This window comes from Marinimicrobium sp. C2-29 (genome assembly GCF_038419845.1).
Lineage (GTDB): Bacteria > Pseudomonadota > Gammaproteobacteria > Pseudomonadales > Cellvibrionaceae > Marinimicrobium.
Window position 1 is genome coordinate 121,577 of record NZ_JBCAQT010000008.1, and the last position, 20,487, is coordinate 142,063.

Annotated in this window: 18 protein-coding genes; 12 read left to right on the top strand and 6 right to left on the bottom strand. The window is 57.2% G+C overall.

Going from position 1 to position 20,487, the window contains the following annotated elements; translation table 11 throughout:
* The first annotated feature begins 1 nt into the window (after nt 1).
* From AAE484_RS09665 to AAE484_RS09690, 6 genes are all read left to right on the top strand, one after another.
* A complete protein-coding gene (locus tag AAE484_RS09665; protein WP_341938171.1) occupies nt 2-469 on the top strand; it encodes a nitrate reductase cytochrome c-type subunit in 468 nt (155 codons plus the stop codon).
* Nucleotides 470-482: 13 nt separating this feature from the next.
* Nucleotides 483-1,142, top strand: coding sequence for a NapC/NirT family cytochrome c (locus AAE484_RS09670; protein ID WP_341938172.1), 660 nt, complete (start codon nt 483-485; stop codon nt 1,140-1,142).
* Nucleotides 1,143-1,289: 147 nt separating this feature from the next.
* The gene (gene purE, locus AAE484_RS09675) at nt 1,290-1,778 is read left to right on the top strand and encodes a 5-(carboxyamino)imidazole ribonucleotide mutase (RefSeq protein WP_341938173.1); all 489 of its coding nucleotides are present in this window, start codon (nt 1,290-1,292) and stop codon (nt 1,776-1,778) included.
* 2 nt (nt 1,779-1,780) lie between these two features.
* A complete protein-coding gene (purK, locus tag AAE484_RS09680) occupies nt 1,781-2,848 on the top strand; it encodes a 5-(carboxyamino)imidazole ribonucleotide synthase (protein WP_341938174.1) in 1,068 nt (355 codons plus the stop codon).
* Between the two features lie 120 nt (nt 2,849-2,968).
* On the top strand, nt 2,969-3,733 hold the full coding sequence (locus AAE484_RS09685; protein ID WP_341938175.1) for a TIGR01458 family HAD-type hydrolase: 765 nt from the start codon (nt 2,969-2,971) through the stop codon (nt 3,731-3,733).
* Nucleotides 3,730-3,918: a hypothetical protein gene (locus AAE484_RS09690; protein ID WP_341938176.1), complete on the top strand. Its 189-nt coding sequence runs from the start codon at nt 3,730-3,732 to the stop codon at nt 3,916-3,918. Before AAE484_RS09685 ends, AAE484_RS09690 begins: the two co-directional genes overlap by 4 nt.
* 304 nt (nt 3,919-4,222) lie before the next feature.
* Here the strand turns inward: AAE484_RS09690 and AAE484_RS09695 are convergent, their stop codons facing one another.
* The 5 genes from AAE484_RS09695 to AAE484_RS09715 form a co-directional block, all read right to left on the bottom strand.
* Nucleotides 4,223-5,155 (bottom strand): hypothetical protein, encoded by a 933-nt coding sequence (locus AAE484_RS09695; protein ID WP_341938177.1) that lies wholly within the window; start codon nt 5,153-5,155, stop codon nt 4,223-4,225.
* 769 nt (nt 5,156-5,924) lie between these two features.
* A complete protein-coding gene (locus AAE484_RS09700) occupies nt 5,925-7,433 on the bottom strand; it encodes a tryptophan halogenase family protein (protein WP_341938178.1) in 1,509 nt (502 codons plus the stop codon).
* Between the two features lie 22 nt (nt 7,434-7,455).
* A complete protein-coding gene (locus AAE484_RS09705) occupies nt 7,456-8,484 on the bottom strand; it encodes a cupin-like domain-containing protein (RefSeq protein WP_341938179.1) in 1,029 nt (342 codons plus the stop codon).
* 24 nt (nt 8,485-8,508) lie between these two features.
* On the bottom strand, nt 8,509-9,237 hold the full coding sequence (locus tag AAE484_RS09710) for a SapC family protein (RefSeq protein ID WP_341938180.1): 729 nt from the start codon (nt 9,235-9,237) through the stop codon (nt 8,509-8,511).
* A gap of 148 nt (nt 9,238-9,385) precedes the next feature.
* Nucleotides 9,386-12,520: a TonB-dependent receptor gene (locus AAE484_RS09715; RefSeq protein WP_341938181.1), complete on the bottom strand. Its 3,135-nt coding sequence runs from the start codon at nt 12,518-12,520 to the stop codon at nt 9,386-9,388.
* 676 nt (nt 12,521-13,196) lie between these two features.
* Here AAE484_RS09715 and AAE484_RS09720 point away from each other — a divergent pair.
* From AAE484_RS09720 to AAE484_RS09740, 5 genes are all read left to right on the top strand, one after another.
* Complete coding sequence (locus AAE484_RS09720) at nt 13,197-14,213, top strand: sulfite exporter TauE/SafE family protein (protein WP_341938182.1); 1,017 nt, start codon at nt 13,197-13,199, stop codon at nt 14,211-14,213.
* A gap of 444 nt (nt 14,214-14,657) precedes the next feature.
* A complete protein-coding gene (locus AAE484_RS09725) occupies nt 14,658-16,079 on the top strand; it encodes a CmpA/NrtA family ABC transporter substrate-binding protein (protein WP_341938183.1) in 1,422 nt (473 codons plus the stop codon).
* Between the two features lie 77 nt (nt 16,080-16,156).
* Nucleotides 16,157-17,143, top strand: a complete 987-nt coding sequence (locus AAE484_RS09730; RefSeq protein ID WP_341938184.1) for an ABC transporter permease — start codon at nt 16,157-16,159, stop codon at nt 17,141-17,143.
* A 40-nt stretch (nt 17,144-17,183) separates the two neighbouring features.
* Nucleotides 17,184-18,035: an ABC transporter ATP-binding protein gene (locus AAE484_RS09735; RefSeq protein ID WP_341938185.1), complete on the top strand. Its 852-nt coding sequence runs from the start codon at nt 17,184-17,186 to the stop codon at nt 18,033-18,035.
* Nucleotides 18,036-18,095: 60 nt separating this feature from the next.
* Nucleotides 18,096-19,298 carry an alginate export family protein gene (locus AAE484_RS09740; RefSeq protein ID WP_341938186.1) on the top strand — a complete coding sequence of 401 codons (1,203 nt, stop codon included), beginning with the start codon at nt 18,096-18,098 and terminating at the stop codon, nt 19,296-19,298.
* A 48-nt stretch (nt 19,299-19,346) separates the two neighbouring features.
* On the opposite strand, the gene AAE484_RS09745 is transcribed toward AAE484_RS09740, so the two are convergent.
* Entirely contained in the window at nt 19,347-19,559 is a 213-nt protein-coding gene (locus tag AAE484_RS09745; RefSeq protein WP_341938187.1) for a hypothetical protein, read from the bottom strand.
* Between the two features lie 230 nt (nt 19,560-19,789).
* Between AAE484_RS09745 and gmk the strand changes: the two genes are divergently transcribed.
* Nucleotides 19,790-20,413, top strand: a complete 624-nt coding sequence (gmk, locus tag AAE484_RS09750; RefSeq protein WP_341938188.1) for a guanylate kinase — start codon at nt 19,790-19,792, stop codon at nt 20,411-20,413.
* Nucleotides 20,414-20,487: the final 74 nt, after the last annotated feature.

Genomic DNA, 20,487 nt, shown 5'->3' on the forward strand with positions numbered 1-20,487 from the left:
CATGAAATCGATTGTTTTGCTGCTATTGTGTCTGCCGCTGGCGGCCTGGGCCGACAGTGAGGTAGAGGATGTATCCGCACCGGACGGCGTGCGTCCGGGCGGGACTCTGACCGAGAGTGCCGAGGCACCCCCCATTCCCGATCAGCGCACCGCCAAGAACCGGCCCACACGCAATTACCCGGATCAGCCCCCGACCATTCCCCATGAGATCCAGGGCTACCAGGTCGACAAGAACTTCAACCAGTGCCTTACCTGCCACAGCCGCAGCGCTACCGAAGTCAGTGGCGCCCCCATGGTGAGCATCACCCACTTTGTCGACCGGGAGGGTCAGACGCTGGCAGCGGTGTCTCCCCGGCGCTACTTCTGCGTGCAGTGCCACGTGCCTCAGCACGATGTCGACCCGGTCAGGGCAAACACTTTCAAAAGTATTGACCAGGTGCTCAGAGACCTGATTGAACGCGGCGAATAGACGAGACACAGTCATGTGGAAAACGCTGAAAAACTACTGGCAGACCTTCAACCGACCCGCCACCCATATCAGCCTGGGTGTGCTCGCCATGGGCGGCTTCATCGCGGGAATCATCTTCTGGGGCGGCTTTAACACGGCATTGGAGGTAACCAACACCGAGCAGTTCTGTGTCAGCTGCCACGAGATGAAGGCCAACCCTTTTGAGGAACTGAAAACCACCATTCACTACACCAATCGCTCCGGCGTCAGAGCCACCTGCGCGGACTGCCATGTCCCGCACGACTGGACTTTCAAAATCGCGCGCAAAATGGAAGCGTCCAAGGAGGTCTGGGGCTGGATCTTTGGCTCAATCAACACCCGTGAGAAGTTCGAAGCCAAGCGCCGGGAGCTGGCCGAGCGCGAATGGCGCCGGCTGAAAGCCAATGACTCCCTGGAGTGCCGCAACTGCCACGAGCTGGACTCCATGGACTTCACCCAGCAATCCCCCCGCGCCCGGGCCATGCACTCCACCCAGCTCGCCAGCGGCGATAAGACCTGCATCGACTGCCACAAGGGCATCGCCCACAAGCTGCCGGATATGCGGGGCGTGGAGTCGGGTTTTCATGGAGATCTGACCCAGAACCTGCAATTTGACGGCATGCTCGACGCCATCGCTCGCGGCACCACCGACTGAAGCGCGGTTTCTCCCTCCCAATGGGGGAATTTTTGTTCAACGCTTGCTATAATCGCGCCCTTTTCCGCTTCCCGGCCCCGCCGGGGAGCCCGAATCCAGCGATACCCGGGTCAGCCGGGTATTTCTGTTGGTATTAAGGGGAGTTACATGACTACCAAAGTGGCTATCGTAATGGGCTCGCGCTCGGACTGGCCGACCATGTCGGAAGCGGCCGAGTTGCTGGATACCCTGGGCGTCGCCTACCACGCCGAGGTGGTATCCGCTCACCGCACCCCGGACAAGATGTTCCAGTTCGCCGAACAGGCCGCCGACCAGGGTTTCAAGGTCATTATTGCCGGCGCCGGCGGTGCCGCCCATCTGCCGGGCATGATCGCCGCCAAAACCCTTCTGCCGGTACTGGGCGTTCCCGTTCAGAGCAAGGCGCTCAACGGTCAGGACAGCCTGCTGTCCATCGTCCAGATGCCCCGGGGCGTGCCCGTGGGCACCTTGGCGATTGGCGGGGCCGGCGCGTTCAACGCCGGCTTGCTGGCGGCCCAGATGCTGGCCACCGAAGATGCCGACCTGGCTCAGCGGCTGGCCGATTGGCGCCGCGCCCAGACCCAGAAGGTTCTGGACAACGCCGATCCCAGAGGTTGATTATGCTGCCACGTATTGTCGTCGTCGGTCAGGGCCAGTTGGGGCAGATGTTGCAACAGGCCGGCGCCCCCATGCAGCTCGAAGTGCGGCCGCTCGACCCCAAGGCCGACAGCGAGCTGGAATTGCGGGACGATGATGTCATCACCGTCGAGTTGGAGCACTGGCCGGATACCGCGCGCGGGCTTCAGCTCAAGCAACATCCCCACTTTCTCAACGCGACCGCCCTGCACTCGGTAATCGACCGCCAGCGGCAGAAAAGCCTTCTGGACCGGCTGCAGGTGCCTACCGCCCCGTGGGTCTCGCTTGAATCGGGCTTCTTGAGCGACCAGTTGGAAGGACTGAGCGAGCAGGTCATGGTCAAGCGCCGCTCGGGTGGCTACGACGGTCGCGGCCAGTGGCGCTGGCGCAGTGGCGACGCCCCTCTGGAGGAGTGGGCCGGCGAGTGCATCGCCGAAGCCATGATTCCCTTCAGTCACGAGGTCTCACTGGTGGGTGCCCGCAACGCGGCTGGTGACAAGGTGTTTTACCCCCTGACCCGCAACTGGCACCAGAATGGCATTCTATGTGCCAGCCTGGGTAACCTGCCCGAACCCCCTGAGCAACAGGCCGACGTCGAAGCCTGGCTCAGCCGAATCATGGACGACCAGCAGTACGTCGGTGTGATGGCAATGGAGTGCTTTGTGGTCAACGGCCAACTGCTGGTCAACGAGCTGGCGCCGCGCGTGCACAACTCCGGCCACTGGACCCAGGCGGGCGCCGCCATCAGCCAGTTTGAGCTGCACCTGCGGGCGGTCGCCGATCTGCCGCTGATTCAGCCGGAAGTCACCGGCTGCACCATGATGTACAACCTGCTCGGGCGCGACTGGCAGACCGACTGGCTGAGTGTGACCGGCGCCCATGTTCACTGGTATGGCAAGACGGTGCGCCCGGGCCGCAAAGTGGGGCACGTGAATGTTCACCGGCCCAGCACCGCCGAACTGATCGACAGTCTGGAGGACCTGAAGAGCCGCGTGGAGCCTGAAGACCGGGCAATATTCGACTGGAGCCTTCAGCAGCTACAGAACCGGTAGCCCCGGTGACCGCCATTGGACGGCTTTTTGCAGTAAACTGACTCAAGACCGAATCAGTCCCGACGCCGCTCGGCGCGGGGCTTATCTCTCAGTGACTGCGACTGAAGTAGGGGGCCCGCCATGAACCCGGAAAAAATGGCCTTCAAAGCACTGTTTCTGGACCTGTCCGGCGTACTGTACGACGGCGGCCACCGGATTGACGGTGCACTGGAGGCCGTCGAGCTCGCCCGCCAGCGCGGCCTGACCCTGCGTTTTGTCACCAATACCGCCACCAAATCCCGCATCCAGGTACTGGACAAGCTGACGGAGCTGGGCTTTTCCATCGATTCGGAGGAACTGTTCACCGCGCCCGATGCCGCCCGGGCCTACATCCAGGCCGGGGGGCTCAGCCCCTTCTCCCTGGTGCACCCCAGCATCAAGCCCCAGTTCGAGGCCCTGACCCGGGAAGAGCCCGATTGTGTGGTGCTGGGGGATGCCCGGGACGATCTGAGCTATGCCAACCTCAACCGGGCCTTTCGTCTTGTGCAGCAGGACTGCCCGCTCATCGCCATTGGCGAGAACAAGTATTTCAGTGAAGACGGAGAACTCAGCCTGGACGCCGGCCCCTTTGTGCATGCCATCGCCTGGGCCGCCGATATCGAACCGATCATCATGGGCAAACCCAGCCGGGCCTTTTACGATCAGGTGGTGGCCTCAACGGAATTCCCGGCCGGCGAGTGCCTGATGATCGGCGACGACGTCCTGGGTGACGTCAAGGGAGCGCTGGACTCGGGACTGCAGGCGCGGCTGGTGAAAACCGGCAAATACAAGGACGGCGATGAAACCCGGATCAAGCCGGCCGCTCAGACGCTGAACTCCATTGCCGAGCTGGAATCGCTCTTATGAACGACAACATTCTTCCCTTCAAGCGGCCCAGTGCCAAGGACAAACACAAAGGAAAAACCCTGTGCCGCAGCGGCTTTCACAAATGGCAGGTGGTGACCGAACGCAAGTTTGACGTCAAGCAGGGCAAACTGGTTACCCAGTATCGTTGCGCACGTTGCGACATGGAGAAAACCCGGTCCCTCTAAGAAATCCTGGCGAGTTTGTTCTTACGAGCATTAGGGGTATCAAACTAAATAGGTTCCAGCGACACTATTTTCCCGCCCTTCGACGACGAGTGTTGGCTTGAATCATGGCCACGCCTTCCCAATGAATGAGGGACTATATTAACATGTGATATTCAGTCCGGAAAAAGAGATGCAGAACGAAATCATCGAGGACTTGGACCCCACCACGGAGAGAAATTAAAAATACACCGAAATAGATGACCGCCTCCCAATATCTTGGGTATCTAATGGAAGCGGTCATTTTCATACACGCGAATCACGCCGATCAATTTCTCACGTAACACACACCGGGACTCGGAGTTGGATTCCAACTTTCTACTTTATTTCCGTAACTCATATAACACGAATAATTATCCAACATATAAGTTGTCGTACCCTGCGGATCGTCAGGTTTATATTGAGGAAACTCCCACCAGGAACCAGAGCTATACACCTCTTTCCGCGGCGCAACATTCGGTGACATTTCAAAATCTGATATACCATAGTGATCGAACCTCCAGTTTGCAGTGTTAGACGCCAACATGCGAAGGTGGTCGGAAAACTCTGGATTGGCGTCCCCGGCAAACCATATAAGCCACATTAGGTGCCGTCCAGCAACATCTCCATCGCCGAAACCGCCATGGGAGTCTTTCGCAAGCATAGCGTGCATGGCTTCGTGGTAAAGCGTAGCAGCACGGTCTACTACATTATATGAAGTCACAGCGCTGGCTTTCACCTCGACGGAGTTTGCGTTGGCGCCAAAAAAGTCAGAGTAACTGCCTCTAGAGCACATGCCAGCATTTTCGTCGTGGCAGACTGAAACTATATTTTCAAACTTTGAAAAAGAGCATACCGGGGATAGCTTTTTAATCCAATCGGCCGACTGTTTGTATGACGCCTTTATAAGCATCCCTCTATCGGAACCGTCCCCAGCCTTGTAGAGCACATATAACGCATTTAGGATTAGGGAGTATATATTGTCATTTGTGTAAGGAGAACCATGGCTAGACCAACCTTGCATATTGAAATCATTTTGCACTTCGGATATGAAACCGTGGTCATGTATCCGCATATTTAGAATTTCTTCGTCACCAGACTTTGACGTGTTAAATTTGTAGGTATAATCGCACCCGTTCCAAAAGCTAACTTCTTTTGCGTAGGTACCTGCTGACAAAAGCGTCATTAACGCAAATGCATACGTAGCATATCTCAACTTCATTGGTCACCTCATATAAGAGAACGTCATAAGAATTTGTAGCACTTAACTTTGTTAAAAAGGTAAATGCTCGCTCCTCTATGAAAATAGAGTGTCAGCGGAAAAAGCGGAAGGAGATATAACCACCTGCAACTCCTTTGCCACTACTACTTTTCCTAAATGCTAGGTTGCCAAGCCCCATTAAAGTTACGATATTTTTTATAGGGGACATTTTGATGGTATCAGGTCTTACTTTTTATTTTCAACATATAACCCAGTTTTTAGGATGGCGCACTAATTTTCTTCATACGCCAACAACCAGAAAAACAAAAAAACAACAACGCCACCCTTCAAAATTAAAGGATTAAAACGCCACCAGAAATAATCGAAAATCTATTGGCCCCATCTGAATTGGGAGAACCACAGCCAGCGGTACGGCGAAACTTTTCAGTTTCTGCGATGAGTTGGCCGCGACCCGTGCCGAGATTGAATCGGAGTGCCGCTTACTTTTGGCACCAAAAGCCCCAGGTCGAGGCTCTGATGCGAGGAGAACTCAATTGTTCACTATTTAGGGGATGCTCAGGACGATCCCAGATACACCAACTTCAACTGGCCGTTCCGGGTAGCGCGTCAGGATAAAGATGGGGATGAAGCCCGCATCAGTCCGGCTGCTTAAAATCTGGGGTCCATCGTCGAAATAGGGTCGCTGTTATGATCAACAAAGCCCTTCCATTCAAGCAAGGAAAAACACAAAGGAAAAACCCTGTGTCGTTAGGAAGGCTCGCACCTCTGTTCAAGCTTCGGTTTCGGGCACTCGTATCGGACAGAAGCGATCAACGAACGCTTTGTGGCTGGGCATGCTATCAACCATCCGGGCGATGTTGGTCTCCAGGTCCTCAAACATGCCCCGCAGTTTATCGTCGGGCATCGATCGGGCCAGATGGTGATGGCTTTTGGGCTCAATCCCCTGACCCAACATGACCTGCAGCCAGGATGACACCTGGAACAGGTCGGCCTCTGCCTGCTGAATCTGACCCGTCTCTTCGAACAGTTGCAGCCGGTGAGCCAGCGACTCGGGAATCGCCTGCTGCTGACGGTCGCGCCAGAAAGGCGTGTCGGAGCGCCCGGTCACCTTGTAGTGCAGGATGATGAAGTCCCGGATGCGCTCAAGCTCCAGCCGACAGGTGGCATTGAACTGGTTCATGGCGGACTCGGTAACACCATCGAACGGGAAGGTCTGCATGAAACGACTGATCCCGATCATCACCAGATAGATACTGGTGGACTCCAGTGGCTCGAGAAAGCCACTGGCGAGACCCAGGGCCAGACAGTTCTTGTTCCATTGCTTGCGCCGCGCCCCGGTGGTGTAGCGGATCGGGCGAGGCTCGGTCAACATCTCGCCCTCGATGTTGGCCAACAGCTCTTCGCGGGCCTGGTCGTCGCTCATGTAGTCGCTACAGTAGACCAGCCCATTGCCCATCCGGTGCTGCAGAGGAATGCGCCACTGCCAGCCGGCGGTGCGGGTGGTGGAAACGGTATAGGGAACCGGGTCGCGTACGGCCTCGGTCTGGACGGCGAGCGCGCGGTTGGTGGGCAGCCAGTGGGTCCAGTCGTCGTAGCCGGTTTTCAGTGCGCCTTCAATCAGCAGGCCCTGAAAACCCGTGCAATCAATGTAAAAGTCGCCCTCGACCACAGCACCGTCTTTGAGGTGCAGGCGGCGGATAAACCCATCGTCCGGGTCCAGCTCCACCTGCTCGATCATTCCCTCCCGACGCACGACACCACGCGCCTCGCACTTGCGCCGCAAAAACTGGGCGTAACGACCGGCGTCCAGATGATAGGCGAAGTTGGGGCCGCCCCGCTCGGAGAAGGCAAACTTCTCCTTCCAGGACGCGGCCGCTTCCAGGCAGTAGTTATCCAGAGGGCCGGCCAGACCCCGTTCACGGGCTTCGAGCCACAGGTGGTGAAAATGGGTCAGCCAAGTGGTGGACTTGCCCACCTCTCCAAAGGAGTGCATGTACTCGGTGTCGAGATCACGCCAGCCGCGAAACAGGATGCCCAACTTGAAGGTGGCGCTGGTCTCGCGCATGAACTCCTTCTCATCGATACCGGCAATCCGGTGGTAGGAGCGCATCGGTGGGATGGTGGCTTCGCCCACGCCCACGGTGCCAATATTCTCCGACTCGACCAGCTCGATGTCGATCAATTGACCCAACTGCTGCGACAGCCCTGCGGCAACGGCCCATCCGGCCGTGCCGCCGCCGGCGATTACCACTTTCTGAACGGGCTTTGACTGCTGCACGGAGCGTCTCCTTAAAATCAGATCAACGGTTGAGTTTGGACATCAAGCGGGCCCGCAGCCGGCGGGCGGTTGTCTCATCCATGGGGCCCAGGGGCCCCTGGGCGTGTTCGGGCAGGTGCGCTCTGGGACGCTCCGGGTCACCGAACACGTAATAATCAAACAATTCTCGCCAGGCCTGCTTTTCATAATCCGGCCGCTCCCGGAGGGCCAAGAGGGCGTGCAGGAGGGTGTTCTGGGGGGTATCCATATGGTCGGGCGTCGGATTCCACCAGTAATTGATCAGGACATTGAAATCGTCGAGCCCTTCCACATGGTGCCACCACATACTGGGGTAGACCAGTACGTCTCCCGCTTCCAGCTCCGCAACCTGCGCGGACTCCAGCGCCTTGGCGAAATCAGGATAACGCTCAAAATCCGGCCGATTAAAATCCACCATACTGATGACCTGCCCACCCGGCGTGGGCTCGAGCGGCCCCGGATAGAGATTGGCCACCTGACCGGGAGGGAACAGCGTAAAACGACGACGTCCCACGGCACAACAGGCGATGTTGTTAGCCAGGTCGTAATGCGCCGAGGCAATCGTATGATTGCCCATCCATATACTCACCAACGGCGGGTTTTCCTGCAAGGTGGGATCGGTCAGATCCAGGTCGTTCTCCTCCCGCATGCTGGGGAAGTAGCGTTCCAGCGTAGTGGAGCCGATATACAAATGATCGCCCCCACTCCCAGCCTGCTCTTTTACACGATCGAAGAACGTCTTGACAGGAATCTGTTCGCTGTGAAAATTGAAAGCCGTCACATCCTGGTTGTAGGCAAAGAGACCGGCCATTGCCGTGTCTCCAACAAAGCACGTCAGAGGATTGTCGATCGCGTATGAAGCCAGGTAGGTCATGGCCTCATCGGCCGAGCGCAGACCCGCCTGCACCAATGGCCACTCGCGAGCGTAGCCCTTTAGAATAACGGGCTCTCCAGCCTCCACCAGTTCCTGGAAGGCGATGGGTTCTCCGGGTGACCACTCAAGGGTTCGTGTGCGACGTTCAATCTTTGACATAACCACTCGTAGAGCCTAATGCACTCAGGCCGCATCGCGCTTGCGATTTTTGCGGGCCAAAAGCCGTGAAATGTTCGTCTGCGAAGCGAGGAGATGATACGCCGCCTGCAGATAACCCAACTCATTGAGTTTTTTCAACTGATCGCCGTCCAGCTCCAATAACTTGTCTTCGCTGACGGTGTAATAATTCTCGATGCTGTAACGCTCGGTTTCACTGAGATTGATATTGATGTTGACCGGCTCGATCAGACCCATTTTATCCAGGGTAGGGTAGAACGTCCTGGCCACCGCCCAACCTTCCTGAATCACCTTCAACACTTTGGAGACCCGCTTGAGATACTCGCTGCTACCGCCGTGCTGTAAAAAGACCGGAGTCCCCTCGGGACGGACCCTCGGGCTTTCCATGTCCACCTGTATGAGTGGTTCCACTCGCTCCTCATTCCCTTCGCCCTCTTTGCGAAGGCCAATGGAAAAGGGACCTCGAGCCTGGACCGCCGGGACATAGTGAGCGTGCCAACCGCTTTCATCCAGAAAGAGGTTCTCATCACGCTCCAGCCCCAGGATGACTACGGCCTGGAAACTCCCCGAATCCCCGTCCTTTTTCAGCAGGATTGGGTACTCCTTTTGAAGCTCAACAAACTCCGAGGGAAAGACCAGCACCTGATTGACACTGTCTCCGTAGGCGGCGGTGTAGCCCGGATCAACTCTCAGATCCTTATGCTTGACGTTATCGAGCAGCTCGATATTAGACATGGTAAAAAAGCTCTTTGTAATTCACGAATTATTAAAATACAGACTCACTCTAGCGCCTATCATGAAACATTTGACCCCTTCCGGCAAGAAAAAAGGCCGCTGAAAGTCAGCGGCCTTTTCGGCAGTTTCCCTGTGCCAACCTTCTGGCTTAGAAGGAGTAGCGAGCACCCAACATGTAGCGGGGTGACAACTCCTGCAGGAACCAGATGTTCGCTGGAGTACGACCGTAATGAACGATGTTTTCGCCGGTCAGGTTGATCGCTTCAAATGTCACCGACAGGTTGTCCGTCACGTCGTAACCGACGTTCAGGTCATACTGATGGTAAGCATCAACGAAGGTCGGGTTGCGGTTAGCGCCGCCACGACCGGTGCCGCTCAAGTAGGTATCGCGCCAGTTCCAGGCCAGGCGAGCCGATACACCGTAGTTTTCATAGATCAGTGAGGCGTTGGCCGAGTCACTCAGGCCCACCAGCGCAAACTGATCTTCGTCAGGCGTGGCACCGGGGTCAATACCCACATTACCATTTACAGTGGTGTAGTTGACCTGTAGACCAAACCCTGAGTCACCGAAGAAGTGCTGAGCCGCCAGTTCCATACCGTGAATGCGACCCTCACGGGTATTGACCGGCTGCGACAGCGCAAACTCCATATACGGATCGTTTTCATCCGCCGAGAGGTTGGTTTCGGCATAAACTTCCTCAACGTAAGCCAGCGGAAGCTCATTATTCTCATCCAGATTGGCTTCAAATTCAGTTCGTGCCGCAGCCACATCACCACCATTCTGCTCAATCAGGGCTGTCATGGTGAAGAAGTTACCCTCACTCCGGGTTACCCCGAGGTCATCAAGCACATCCAGCGCATCGCCGGACCGGCTACCGGGTGCCCCGGCACTCGGATCGCGAAGGGCGATACCCAGCTCAGAATCCGGGCCATCGGCCACCACGTCCGTGACTGCAGTACCTATGAAGTTCTCAATCTTCTTCTCATAGTAACCCGCCGACACATAGCTGGAGTTACCGTAGTAATATTCCAGCGACAGATCGAGGTTACGAGATTCGAGCGGATCCAGGCCTGGGTTACCTTGGCCGGCACTGGGTCTGTCGCCGCCGAGAGCCGTTGGACGACCCGGGTTCTGTACGTTACGAGCGGCAATCAGGTTACCGTAACCGGGACGGCCGATGGTCTGGCTGACGGAGGCGCGGGCAACGAAGTCTTCAGTCAGATTGACCGAGACATCCAGACTGGGCAGGACGTTGTCGTACTCACCGATGATGGTGTCCGGGAGCGGTTCGCCACCGCCTCTCACAACGGCCTGAAAATCGTTGTCAGAGACCCACATGATTTCGTCAGGCAGCGTGACAAATGAAGTCGAAGTCACGGTTGTCTCTTCATAACGCAGACCGGCCAAGACGCTGGTGTCAAATCCGGCCACCTGGAACTCCATATCGGCTTCAGCATAAACCGCTGAAATCTCTTCTTCTACGAAGTTGTTTTCCCGGCCAGTCACATCGGCGGTGCCGTACTGCTCCGGAATGCTGTTGGCCAGTGCAGTGGCATCCCCTTTGAATGCGGTCTGCTCGTTCTCACCGGCGTAGGTCTGAAAATCTTCAAACAGACAGGTCAGGCAATAGGTAGTAACCAGGTCGGTATTGATATCGCCCGGCTGCTCAATGCCCCAGCCGCCCAGGATGTGCTGGGTCTGGACGCGAGTCTGGTTCATCTCCATCACACGGTGATCAACACCGAAATCCAGTGCGAGATTGTCGTTCAGTTCCCAGTTGGCGCTGAGCTGGACCTGATCCATGGTCGTTGTCTGTTCAGCTGTATTGGAGCGCAACACCTGAGAGCCCAAATCACCAACGTCCAGAACACCATTGTTGTTGGTGCCACCGAAGTCGCCCTGATCGGCCTGAACACTATCGTCGATTTCAATGATCTTCTGAATCGGGAAGTGGGTCGGGTTGCGGTCCAGGTTGAGAGAGTGCTCACCAATGATTACGGCACCCATGCCAAACAGGGTACTGCTGGCACCATTGGGGTTATTGGGCGAGGTGGTGTTCTCGGAGCTGTGTGCATCCAGGGTCAGGGTAATATCATCGCTCATGTCCCACTCGGCGTTGAAGCCGTAGGACTCAACGGTGTCTTCCATGGCGCGATACTGCTGCTCGAAACCGACGTCTTTTACCCCGTTGATCTCCTCCCGCATATATGTAGTGGTGGAAACTGTCGGGTCACCATCGAAGCGGACATGGCTGAGGGGGCGAGCGAACCACATGGTCTTGTCCGCGCGCTGCTCTTCCTGCTCGTTCTGGGCCAGGAAGGCATCGAATGTCAGAGTCAGCTCTTCCATGGGCTTGAACTGGAAGGTGCCGTGCACGTTGGTTCTTTCCCGCTCGGCTTCGGCCAGGTGCAGGCGGGTATCGTTGGGCACAGATACCAGCTGATCCGGGTTGGCGGGGGCGTTAGCAATGACCGTATCTTCAGTCACGATACCGGTACCGGGATCGGAAAACTGCGAGTAGGGCATTATATTCCAACCGTTAGAGGTCGCACTCACGCTCGCCGCGTGACGGACCTGATGGCTGGCAAAAATAGAAAAGCCGATGTTGTCGTCGTCGTTGGTCCAGCTGAACAGACCCGAGACTTCCGGCGTAATCTCATCACCGTCGACAACGCTGCTGTCGTTGACCAGCTTACCGCCCAGGCTGAACTGGGTGCCCGGGTTATCCAGTGGCTTGTGTGTGCCGATATCGATGGTCGCACCCAGACCGCCGGAGGGAATGCTCGCCCGGCCGGTTTTGTAAACTTCCAGACGATTCACGCCTTCAGAAGCCAGGGTGGAGAAATCGAAGGAACGACTCAGGGGCTGAGCAAAGTCGCCGCTCTGGTCAGCACCAATGATGCTGGAGTTGGACGCCGGCATCTGGCGACCGTTGAGGGTCACCAGGTTGTTGTCACCGCCGAAGCCGCGCACGGTAACGGTGGAACCTTCACCGTTGACACGGTCAATCGACACACCAGTGATCCGCTGCAGGGATTCAGCCAGGTTGGTGTCGGGGAACTTACCGATATCTTCGGCGGAAATGGCATCGACCACGCCCGACGAGTCACGTTTGATATCCATGGCGCGCTCGAGCGAGCCGCGGATGCCGGTAACGACCACTTCTTCCAGCATCGGCTCATCGCTTTGGGCGTGAGCCATGCCGCTGAAGCCGGCAAGCGCCGTTGACGCTACCATGGAAGCGATCAGTCGCTTTTGAAACACTCTTTTATTGGGGTTCATGAAACTCTCCTTTACTGAGGTCAGGTTATTATTTTCGGCGCCTTACATGTTGAAGCCGCTGAAATAGTTGTTCAGCCTTTTTTACAAGCCGTTGTACTTTTTTGATTGATTGCACAATCCCTACCATCCGCTGAGCTCGGATGCTTCCACTATTATTATGACTTCCCAGTTACGAGTTACCCCGACGCTCCCACACGTCAGGACAACCGAACACCAACACTTCTGCCGATGGTAAAGATACACCCGACACGAACCTGGATAATTGGAAATAACGGCTTCTTTTTATATTCAGATACTGAATATATCGACCCGTTTCCTGTCCATCAGACTTTTCGTGCCATCTAAATCAACATAAATGTCAAAATGACCATCAATTATTAGTCTTTTAGACTATTACACTTGGGGTACCCGCTTGTCAATGCCCAAATAATCGAAATCGGAAGGTCTCTATAACTTCAATTGAAGGTAGTTTCTGGCGAATGCGAAAGCAAAGATCCGGGCCCAGACTGGGTCTTGCCGCTCGCCGCTTCTTTTGCCACATCCGGCTTACCGCCGCCCAATTATGTAATATATTATTATCTATTCGCTGCCCTCACCTCTCCCCGATCAGCGCAATTTCGCGTAAACTCCCGGCCCATCCGATGAACCCGTCACACCGTCAAGAGGCAGTGCGCCCATGTCATTAAAAGCCGCCCCCAAGAAACACCTGTGGATCTGGTTTCTCTGGCTCGCCGGTTTCTATACCGTATGGCTTCTTCTCCTGCAGGCTGAAGGCGCCTGGGAGGCCGCCCAGGCACACTGGCCCATCGCTTTGGCAATGGCCATTGGCAGCTACGCCGCCGGCTCCACTCCGATGGGCGGTGGCACGGTGGGGTTTCCCGTGTTGGTGCTATTCTTCGACCTCCCCGCCAGTCTCGGGCGTGACTTCAGCTTCGCAGTCCAGTCCATTGGTATGGTCAGCGCAAGTATCTTCATTTTCGCGCGACGGCAACCGCTGGCCTGGCCCATCCTGAAAGGCGCGGCGCTTGGCACCTTGATCGGCACTCCGATCGGTATTGTGTTTTTCGCTCCACTGATACCCGACCTATGGATAAAAGTGACCTTCGCCGTTCTCTGGGGCAGCTTTGGCTTGTTGCATTTATACCGGTTAGGCGAGATAGCCGGCCACACCGGCATGACCGATTTCGACGAGCGGTGGGACCACCGGGTCGGCTTACTACTGGGCATCGGCGCCAGTATGATCGCGGTCTCCGTCACAGGGGTAGGCATCGACATGGTGATCTACGCCGCACTGGTTCTTTTATGCCGAGCAGACCTGAAAATCGCGATCCCCACCTCAGTGGTCATTATGGCCTTTGCCTCCGTGTGCGGTGTGTTGGTCAAAAGCGTGACCCACACCTGGCAGCCGGGTGTCTATGAAAACTGGTTGGCGGCGGCTCCGGTTGTAGCCCTTGGAGCGCCCCTCGGGGTGTTCATTGTCGAGCTGGTTGGCCGCAAACCCACGTTGCTGGTGGTTGCCTTTCTGTGCGTCGGCCAGTTTGTCTGGACCTGTTTTGCCGAGTGGGACAACCTCGGACTGGCCGGCGTCGGACTCGCCGTCGGCGCTCTGTGTTTGTGCCTCCTCGGGTTTGAGCGCCTGCGTGCCTGGGGCGCGGTTCTGGTCGGCGAAAATGAAAAACGCAAGCGCGAATAATCCCGCCTTCGCTCTTCATGCCTCCTTTATAACGTGGCAGTACTCCCTATCCTTTCTGTTGTGATTTGACGGCCGACGCCCCTGGATGATGCAGCCATGAGCCAGGGTTCATGGTTCATCTTGGCGCAATTTCGGACAGCCAGTGGTCTTATTTGAAGCAGATGGGACTCAAGCCGCCTGTCCCAAAATAACGCATCGCCGTTATTTCTGTTTCACAAATGGGCATTTCAGTAAAAAATAACAAAAAACCACAAATTTTTTTCATTTAAGAGTGATCCAACCCGATTTGGCACAGTGCTTGTATAGACACACCGGTGTGTACACAGCATCGAACGGCTTGAATGTTTTCGCGATCGCAATCCGTTAAGCACTGAAAGTCCCCGGTCCAGACTGGGACCAAGGCTTTTGGATATTGAAACCCAATCGTCAATCAGGAGCACTCCCATGCCCACGTTCATTCAGAAACTGCGGTCGCGCTACCGTGTTGTAAAACGAAGTATTCAATCGGCTCCCGGTGCCGTTTCCCGGATCGCCGCTCTCGCGGTACTGGTTACCGCCAGCCACTCCACATTAGCGGTGGGTCTGGCGGAAAAGCCGGACTTGCGTTTCGGGTTCATCAAGTTGACCGACATGGCGCCACTGGCCATCGCTCTGGAAAAAGGTTACTTCGAAGAAGAGGGGTTGTTTGTCGAACTCGAGGCCCAGGCCAACTGGAAAGTCCTGCTCGACGGTGTCATTGACGGCAACCTGGACGGTGCTCATATGCTCGCGGGCCAACCGCTCGCGGCTACTATCGGCTACGGTACCAAGGCCGATATCATCACGCCTTTTTCCATGGATCTCAACGGCAACGGCATTACGGTCTCCAACGACGTCTGGGAGGCCATGAAGCCGAACATCCCGAAAAACAGCGAAGGCAGACCCCAACATCCGATACACGCCGACGCCCTCAAACCGGTGATCCAACAAATGGCCGACGAAGGGGAATCCTTCAAAATGGGGATGGTGTTTCCGGTTTCCACACACAATTATGAGCTGCGCTACTGGCTCGCCGCTGGGGGCATTCACCCGGGCTATTACGCGCCCCACAAGGGAGACACCTCGGGCCGACTGCAAGCCGAAGCGCAGCTGAGTGTCACACCCCCACCGCAGATGCCCTCAACACTGGAGGCGGGCACCATTCACGGCTACTGCGTAGGAGAACCCTGGAATCAACAGGCGGTGTTCAAAGGCATCGGTGTGCCCGTCATTACCGATTATGAAATCTGGAAAAACAACCCGGAGAAAGTGTTCGGCATCACCAAAGAGTTTTCAGAAAAGTATCCCAACACGACCATCCGGTTGACCAAAGCACTGATTCGCGCGGCCAAGTGGCTCGATGCCAACGACAACGCCAACCGGGAAGAGGCATCGAAAATTCTGTCTCAATCTTACTATGTGGGTGCAGATTATGAAGTGATCGCCAACTCCATGACCGGTACCTTCGAATACGAAAAAGGCGATACCCGGCCGGTACCGGATTTCAACGTCTTTTTCCGTCACAACGCCACCTACCCCTACTATTCCGATGCCATCTGGTACCTGACGCAAATGCGCCGCTGGGGCCAGATCAGCGAAGCCAAAACCGACGACTGGTATTTCGACGTCGCCAAACAGGTCTACCGACCCGACATCTACGCCCGGGCCGCCAAAGCCCTGATCGAGGAAGACTACGCCTCGGCGGATGAATTTCCGGATTTTGAAACCGAGACCGGCTTCAAGCCGCCGCAAACCGAGTTTCTGGATGAGGTCACCTATGACGGCAGCAAGCCAACCGAATATCTGGAAAAGCTCGATATCGGCCTGAAGTCCGGCGACGTTCTGTAGGCCAGAACATAGAGCCAAGTAAGAGAAGACGCTGGGGTAGCCACACCGCTACCCCATCCAAACCGGAGGATTGAACAATGAACCCCGCCACACTGGTTAAAAGCAAGTGGCTGTCCTGGGATTTTGACCGGGCCCGGCTGACCAATATTATCAGCGCCATCACGCTGCCGCTGTTGGGGCTCGCGCTGTTTATCGGCGTGTGGCATCTGGGCGCCAAACAGGTCGATACCTCACTGGGCACTTTCCCTGGACCGACCGAAGTCTACGCGCAATGGAACAATCTTCTGGATGAACACGAGGCTGAGAACCAGCGCGCCGCCGCTTTCTACGAACGCCAGGAAAAACGCCATGAGGCCCAACTGGAGCGCGACCCCAATGCCGAGCTGACATTTCGTGAACCGAACCGGCGGCCCACTTTTTTTGATCAGATCTGGACCAGCCTGATCACCGTGATGACCGGCTTCTCCCTGGCCACACTCATCGCCATTCCCCTGGGCATTGTCATCGGGCTGAGCAATGCCACCTATCGGGCCATCAACCCGATCATTCAGATTTTTAAACCGGTGTCGCCGCTGGCGTGGTTGCCATTGGTCACGATGGTGGTCAGTGCCGTGTACGTGACCGACGACCCCATGTTTGAAAAGTCGTTTATCACCTCGGTGGTGACCGTGGCCCTGTGCAGCATCTGGCCCACCATGATCAACACCGCCGTGGGGACCGCCAGCGTGAATACTGACCTGCTCAATGTCAGCCGGGTGTTGAGCCTGAACTGGTTCACTCACGTCAAAACCATTGTCCTGCCCTCGGCCATCCCGATGATGTTCACCGGTCTGCGACTGTCACTCGGTATCGCCTGGATGGTGCTGATCGCGGCCGAGATGCTGGCGCAGAATCCGGGGCTGGGAAAGTTTGTCTGGGATGAGTTCCAGAACGGCTCGTCCAACTCGCTCGGGCGAATCTGTGTCGCCGTGTTGATGATCGGCTTTATCGGCTTTTTGCTGGACCGTTGCCTGCTGTTACTTCAAAGCCGGGTCAACTGGGACAAGAACGCCATTACCCGCTGATCACCGGATCTCCCACTCCCCATACACGAAGGAGTTTGACATGAGTCAAGTACACCTCGAATTAACCCGGGTGGGCATCGATTTCCCCACTCCCAAAGGTCCTTTCACCGCACTCAAGGATGTAGACTTGAAAATCAGCAAGGGCGAGTTTGTTTCGCTCATCGGTCACTCCGGTTGCGGCAAGTCGACCGTGATGAACATCGTCGCCGGACTGTATCAGGCCACCACCGGAGGCGTGGTTTTGAACGGCAAGGAAGTGAATGCGCCGGGCCCGGAACGGGCGGTGGTGTTCCAGAATCACTCGCTGCTGCCCTGGCTGACCGCCTACGAAAACGTTGAGCTGGCGGTCAAACAGGTGTTCAAGGGCAAGCGCTCCAGGACACAGATGCGTGAGTGGATCGAGCACAATCTGGCGCTGGTGCAGATGACCCATGCCATGCACAAAAAACCGCAGGAAATTTCCGGCGGCATGAAGCAACGGGTGGGGATCGCCCGGGCCCTGGCCATGGAACCCCAGGTGCTGCTGATGGATGAGCCCTTTGGCGCCCTGGATGCACTCACCCGGGCGCACCTGCAGGATTCGCTGATGGATATCCAGAACGAGCTGGGCAACACCGTGATCATGATCACCCACGATGTGGATGAAGCGGTACTGCTCTCTGACCGGATCGTGATGATGACCAACGGCCCGGCCGCCACCATCGGTGAGATTCTGCCCGTACCGCTCGAACGTCCACGTGATCGGCTCGAGCTGGTCGACAGCCGCGCCTACAACGACTGTCGCAGCGCCGTCTTGCGCTTTCTCTACGAGAAGCAGAAAAAGGTCGAACCCATCGACAGCAAGCGCAAGCCGCGCAAGTCCTGGGGTGAAAAGTTACGCATCACCGGATAACCACCCGATCATTGCCACTCACACTTTCTATTTAAAAACTGACACGGAGATTCTCATACGATGAATGCCACCATTCGCCCCCTGGGCGCCGCCCTCGCCGCCAGCCTGTTCGCCGCCCCTCTGGCCCTGGCCGACAGCAGCAGCCTGACCGAGGCACTCAAAGACAGCGAGACCAGATTGCACCTGCGGACCCGCTTTGAAGATGTCGATCAGGACGGCGTGGAGGGCTCCAGCGCCCTGACCCAGAAAACCCGACTGACCTACAGCTCCGGAAGTTACGAGGGCTTCAGCCTGCTGCTGGAGATGGACGACACCACCGCCCTGACCGATGTGGACTACAACGACGGCACCGGTATCAACACCGGAACCGCCGTGATTGCCGACCCGGAGGGCACCGAGATCAATCAGGCGTATCTGGCCTACCAGGCAGGCGACACCGCGCTCAAATACGGCCGCCAGCGCATCCTGCTCGACAATCAGCGCTTTGTCGGAGGCGTGGGCTGGCGCCAGAACGAGCAGACCTACGACGGTTTCTCGGCCAAGAGCACCGCGCTGGAGGATCTCGAGCTGTTCTACGCCTACGTGCACAACGTCAACCGCATCTTCGGCGAGAGCGTGGCCGGGGGCGATCACAAGCACCAGTCCCACCTGCTCAACGGTGCCTTTACCGGCCTGAACGCCGGCAAGCTGGTGGGCTACGCCTATCTGCTGGACAACGAGAGCGCCCCGGGACTCTCCAGTGACACCCTGGGGCTGCGCTGGGAAGGCAAGCTCAGCGACGCCCTGAGCTACAACCTCGAATACGCCACCCAGAGTGAGGCCGGGGACAACCCCACAGAGTACTCCGCCAGCTATCTGATGGCCGAGGGCCTGGCGAGCGTCCAGGGGTTCAAGCTCAAGGTGGGCTACGAGGTGCTCGGCTCCGACGACGGCAATGCCGCCTTCACCACGCCACTGGCGACCCTGCACGCTTTCCAGGGCTGGACCGACAAGTTCCTGGCCACGCCCGCCACCGGTGTTGAGGACTTCTATGTCAGCGCCGGCCGGGCGGTGGGGCCGGTGAACCTGGCCCTGGTGCACCACACCCTGAGCGCCAATGAGGGGGATTCTGACTACGGCTCGGAGCTGGGTCTGGTGGCCGGGACCAAGGTAGGCCCGGTGGGGTTGACGTTCAAATATGCCGACTACAGCGCCGATGACGACTCAGAGGGCTGGGCCACCGATACCCGCAAAATCTGGCTGATGGTGGCGGCCACCTTCTAGGTCCGCCGCTGTCCGATCCGGAGCGCTCCCGGCGCCCCGGATCGAACCTCACTCCAGTTCGTCCCCAATCGCGCCAATGACCGTGGCCACACCCCCGCCGCGCAGGCGCTCGAGCAGGGCCCCAAACGCTTCTACGTCGGCGGCATCCAGCTGTCCCCCGTCATCTGGGGCCAGCCGGCCCTTGTCGATCATCCGCTGGACAAAATCCGGTCGCACGCGCAATCGTTCAGCCGCTGTCTCGATGGAAATTAGCTCTGTCATGGCGTTCTCTCTGTCTTATCAGTGGTGGGCGGAGCCCACCCTACGGGATCCCGATGCGAGTACGCTTGGTAGGGTGGGCTGCGCCCACCGGGTCGAGCGTGACCCGTTAGTCGCAGGTAGCGGTTAACTGTTGCCTTCCAGATTAACAGGCTCACCCGCGATGAACTAGCGGTCGGGCTATGCCATAATGCGCTTTTGGCGTACACGAACTTACCAACAAGAGCGCACCGATGAGCAGCAAAGGCATTCTCTATACGGTATCCGCCCCCTCGGGCGCGGGCAAAACCAGTCTGGTCAATGCACTGGTCACCTCCAACCCGGAAGTCTGTGTCTCCATCTCCCACACGACCCGCCCGATGCGGCCAGGCGAGCAGGATGGCGTCAACTACCACTTTGTCGACCACCCGATCTTCGAGACCATGCTCTCGGATGGCGCCTTCCTGGAGCACGCCCAGGTGTTCAAAAACCTCTACGGCACCTCGCGCCACTGGGTGGAGAACACGCTGAACGAGGGCATGGACGTGATTCTGGAAATCGACTGGCAGGGCGCCCGGCAAGTGCGCCAGCAACTGCCCGACACCGTCACCCTGTTTATTCTTCCCCCCTCGCTGGCCGCGCTGCGCCAGCGTCTCACCGGCCGGGGCCAGGACGACGAGAGCGTGATCGAGGGGCGTATGAACGAGGCGATCAACGAAATCTCCCATTACCGGGATGCCGACTACCTGATCATCAACGACGATTTCACCACCGCGCTGGCCCAGTTCCAGGCGCTGATCACCAGCCAGCATCTGCGTCGGGACCGACAGGAGCAGGTTCACGCCGCCATGCTGCACGAGCTGCTGTCCTCCCAGTAAGGGAGACAGTAGGCGGACAGTAACCAGTGGCAGCCGCGAGCCGACCGGAAAAAGCAGCCCGCCGGCACAATAGG

Coding starts and splice junctions, on each gene's coding strand:
- AAE484_RS09665 (WP_341938171.1), top strand. CDS start 2: ATGAAATCGATTGTTTTGCTGCTATTGTGTCTGCCGCTGGCGGCCTGG.
- AAE484_RS09670 (WP_341938172.1), top strand. CDS start 483: ATGTGGAAAACGCTGAAAAACTACTGGCAGACCTTCAACCGACCCGCC.
- purE (WP_341938173.1), top strand. CDS start 1,290: ATGACTACCAAAGTGGCTATCGTAATGGGCTCGCGCTCGGACTGGCCG.
- purK (WP_341938174.1), top strand. CDS start 1,781: ATGCTGCCACGTATTGTCGTCGTCGGTCAGGGCCAGTTGGGGCAGATG.
- AAE484_RS09685 (WP_341938175.1), top strand. CDS start 2,969: ATGAACCCGGAAAAAATGGCCTTCAAAGCACTGTTTCTGGACCTGTCC.
- AAE484_RS09690 (WP_341938176.1), top strand. CDS start 3,730: ATGAACGACAACATTCTTCCCTTCAAGCGGCCCAGTGCCAAGGACAAA.
- AAE484_RS09695 (WP_341938177.1), bottom strand. CDS start 5,155: ATGAAGTTGAGATATGCTACGTATGCATTTGCGTTAATGACGCTTTTG.
- AAE484_RS09705 (WP_341938179.1), bottom strand. CDS start 8,484: ATGTCAAAGATTGAACGTCGCACACGAACCCTTGAGTGGTCACCCGGA.
- AAE484_RS09710 (WP_341938180.1), bottom strand. CDS start 9,237: ATGTCTAATATCGAGCTGCTCGATAACGTCAAGCATAAGGATCTGAGA.
- AAE484_RS09715 (WP_341938181.1), bottom strand. CDS start 12,520: ATGAACCCCAATAAAAGAGTGTTTCAAAAGCGACTGATCGCTTCCATG.
- AAE484_RS09720 (WP_341938182.1), top strand. CDS start 13,197: ATGTCATTAAAAGCCGCCCCCAAGAAACACCTGTGGATCTGGTTTCTC.
- AAE484_RS09725 (WP_341938183.1), top strand. CDS start 14,658: ATGCCCACGTTCATTCAGAAACTGCGGTCGCGCTACCGTGTTGTAAAA.
- AAE484_RS09730 (WP_341938184.1), top strand. CDS start 16,157: ATGAACCCCGCCACACTGGTTAAAAGCAAGTGGCTGTCCTGGGATTTT.
- AAE484_RS09735 (WP_341938185.1), top strand. CDS start 17,184: ATGAGTCAAGTACACCTCGAATTAACCCGGGTGGGCATCGATTTCCCC.
- AAE484_RS09740 (WP_341938186.1), top strand. CDS start 18,096: ATGAATGCCACCATTCGCCCCCTGGGCGCCGCCCTCGCCGCCAGCCTG.
- AAE484_RS09745 (WP_341938187.1), bottom strand. CDS start 19,559: ATGACAGAGCTAATTTCCATCGAGACAGCGGCTGAACGATTGCGCGTG.
- gmk (WP_341938188.1), top strand. CDS start 19,790: ATGAGCAGCAAAGGCATTCTCTATACGGTATCCGCCCCCTCGGGCGCG.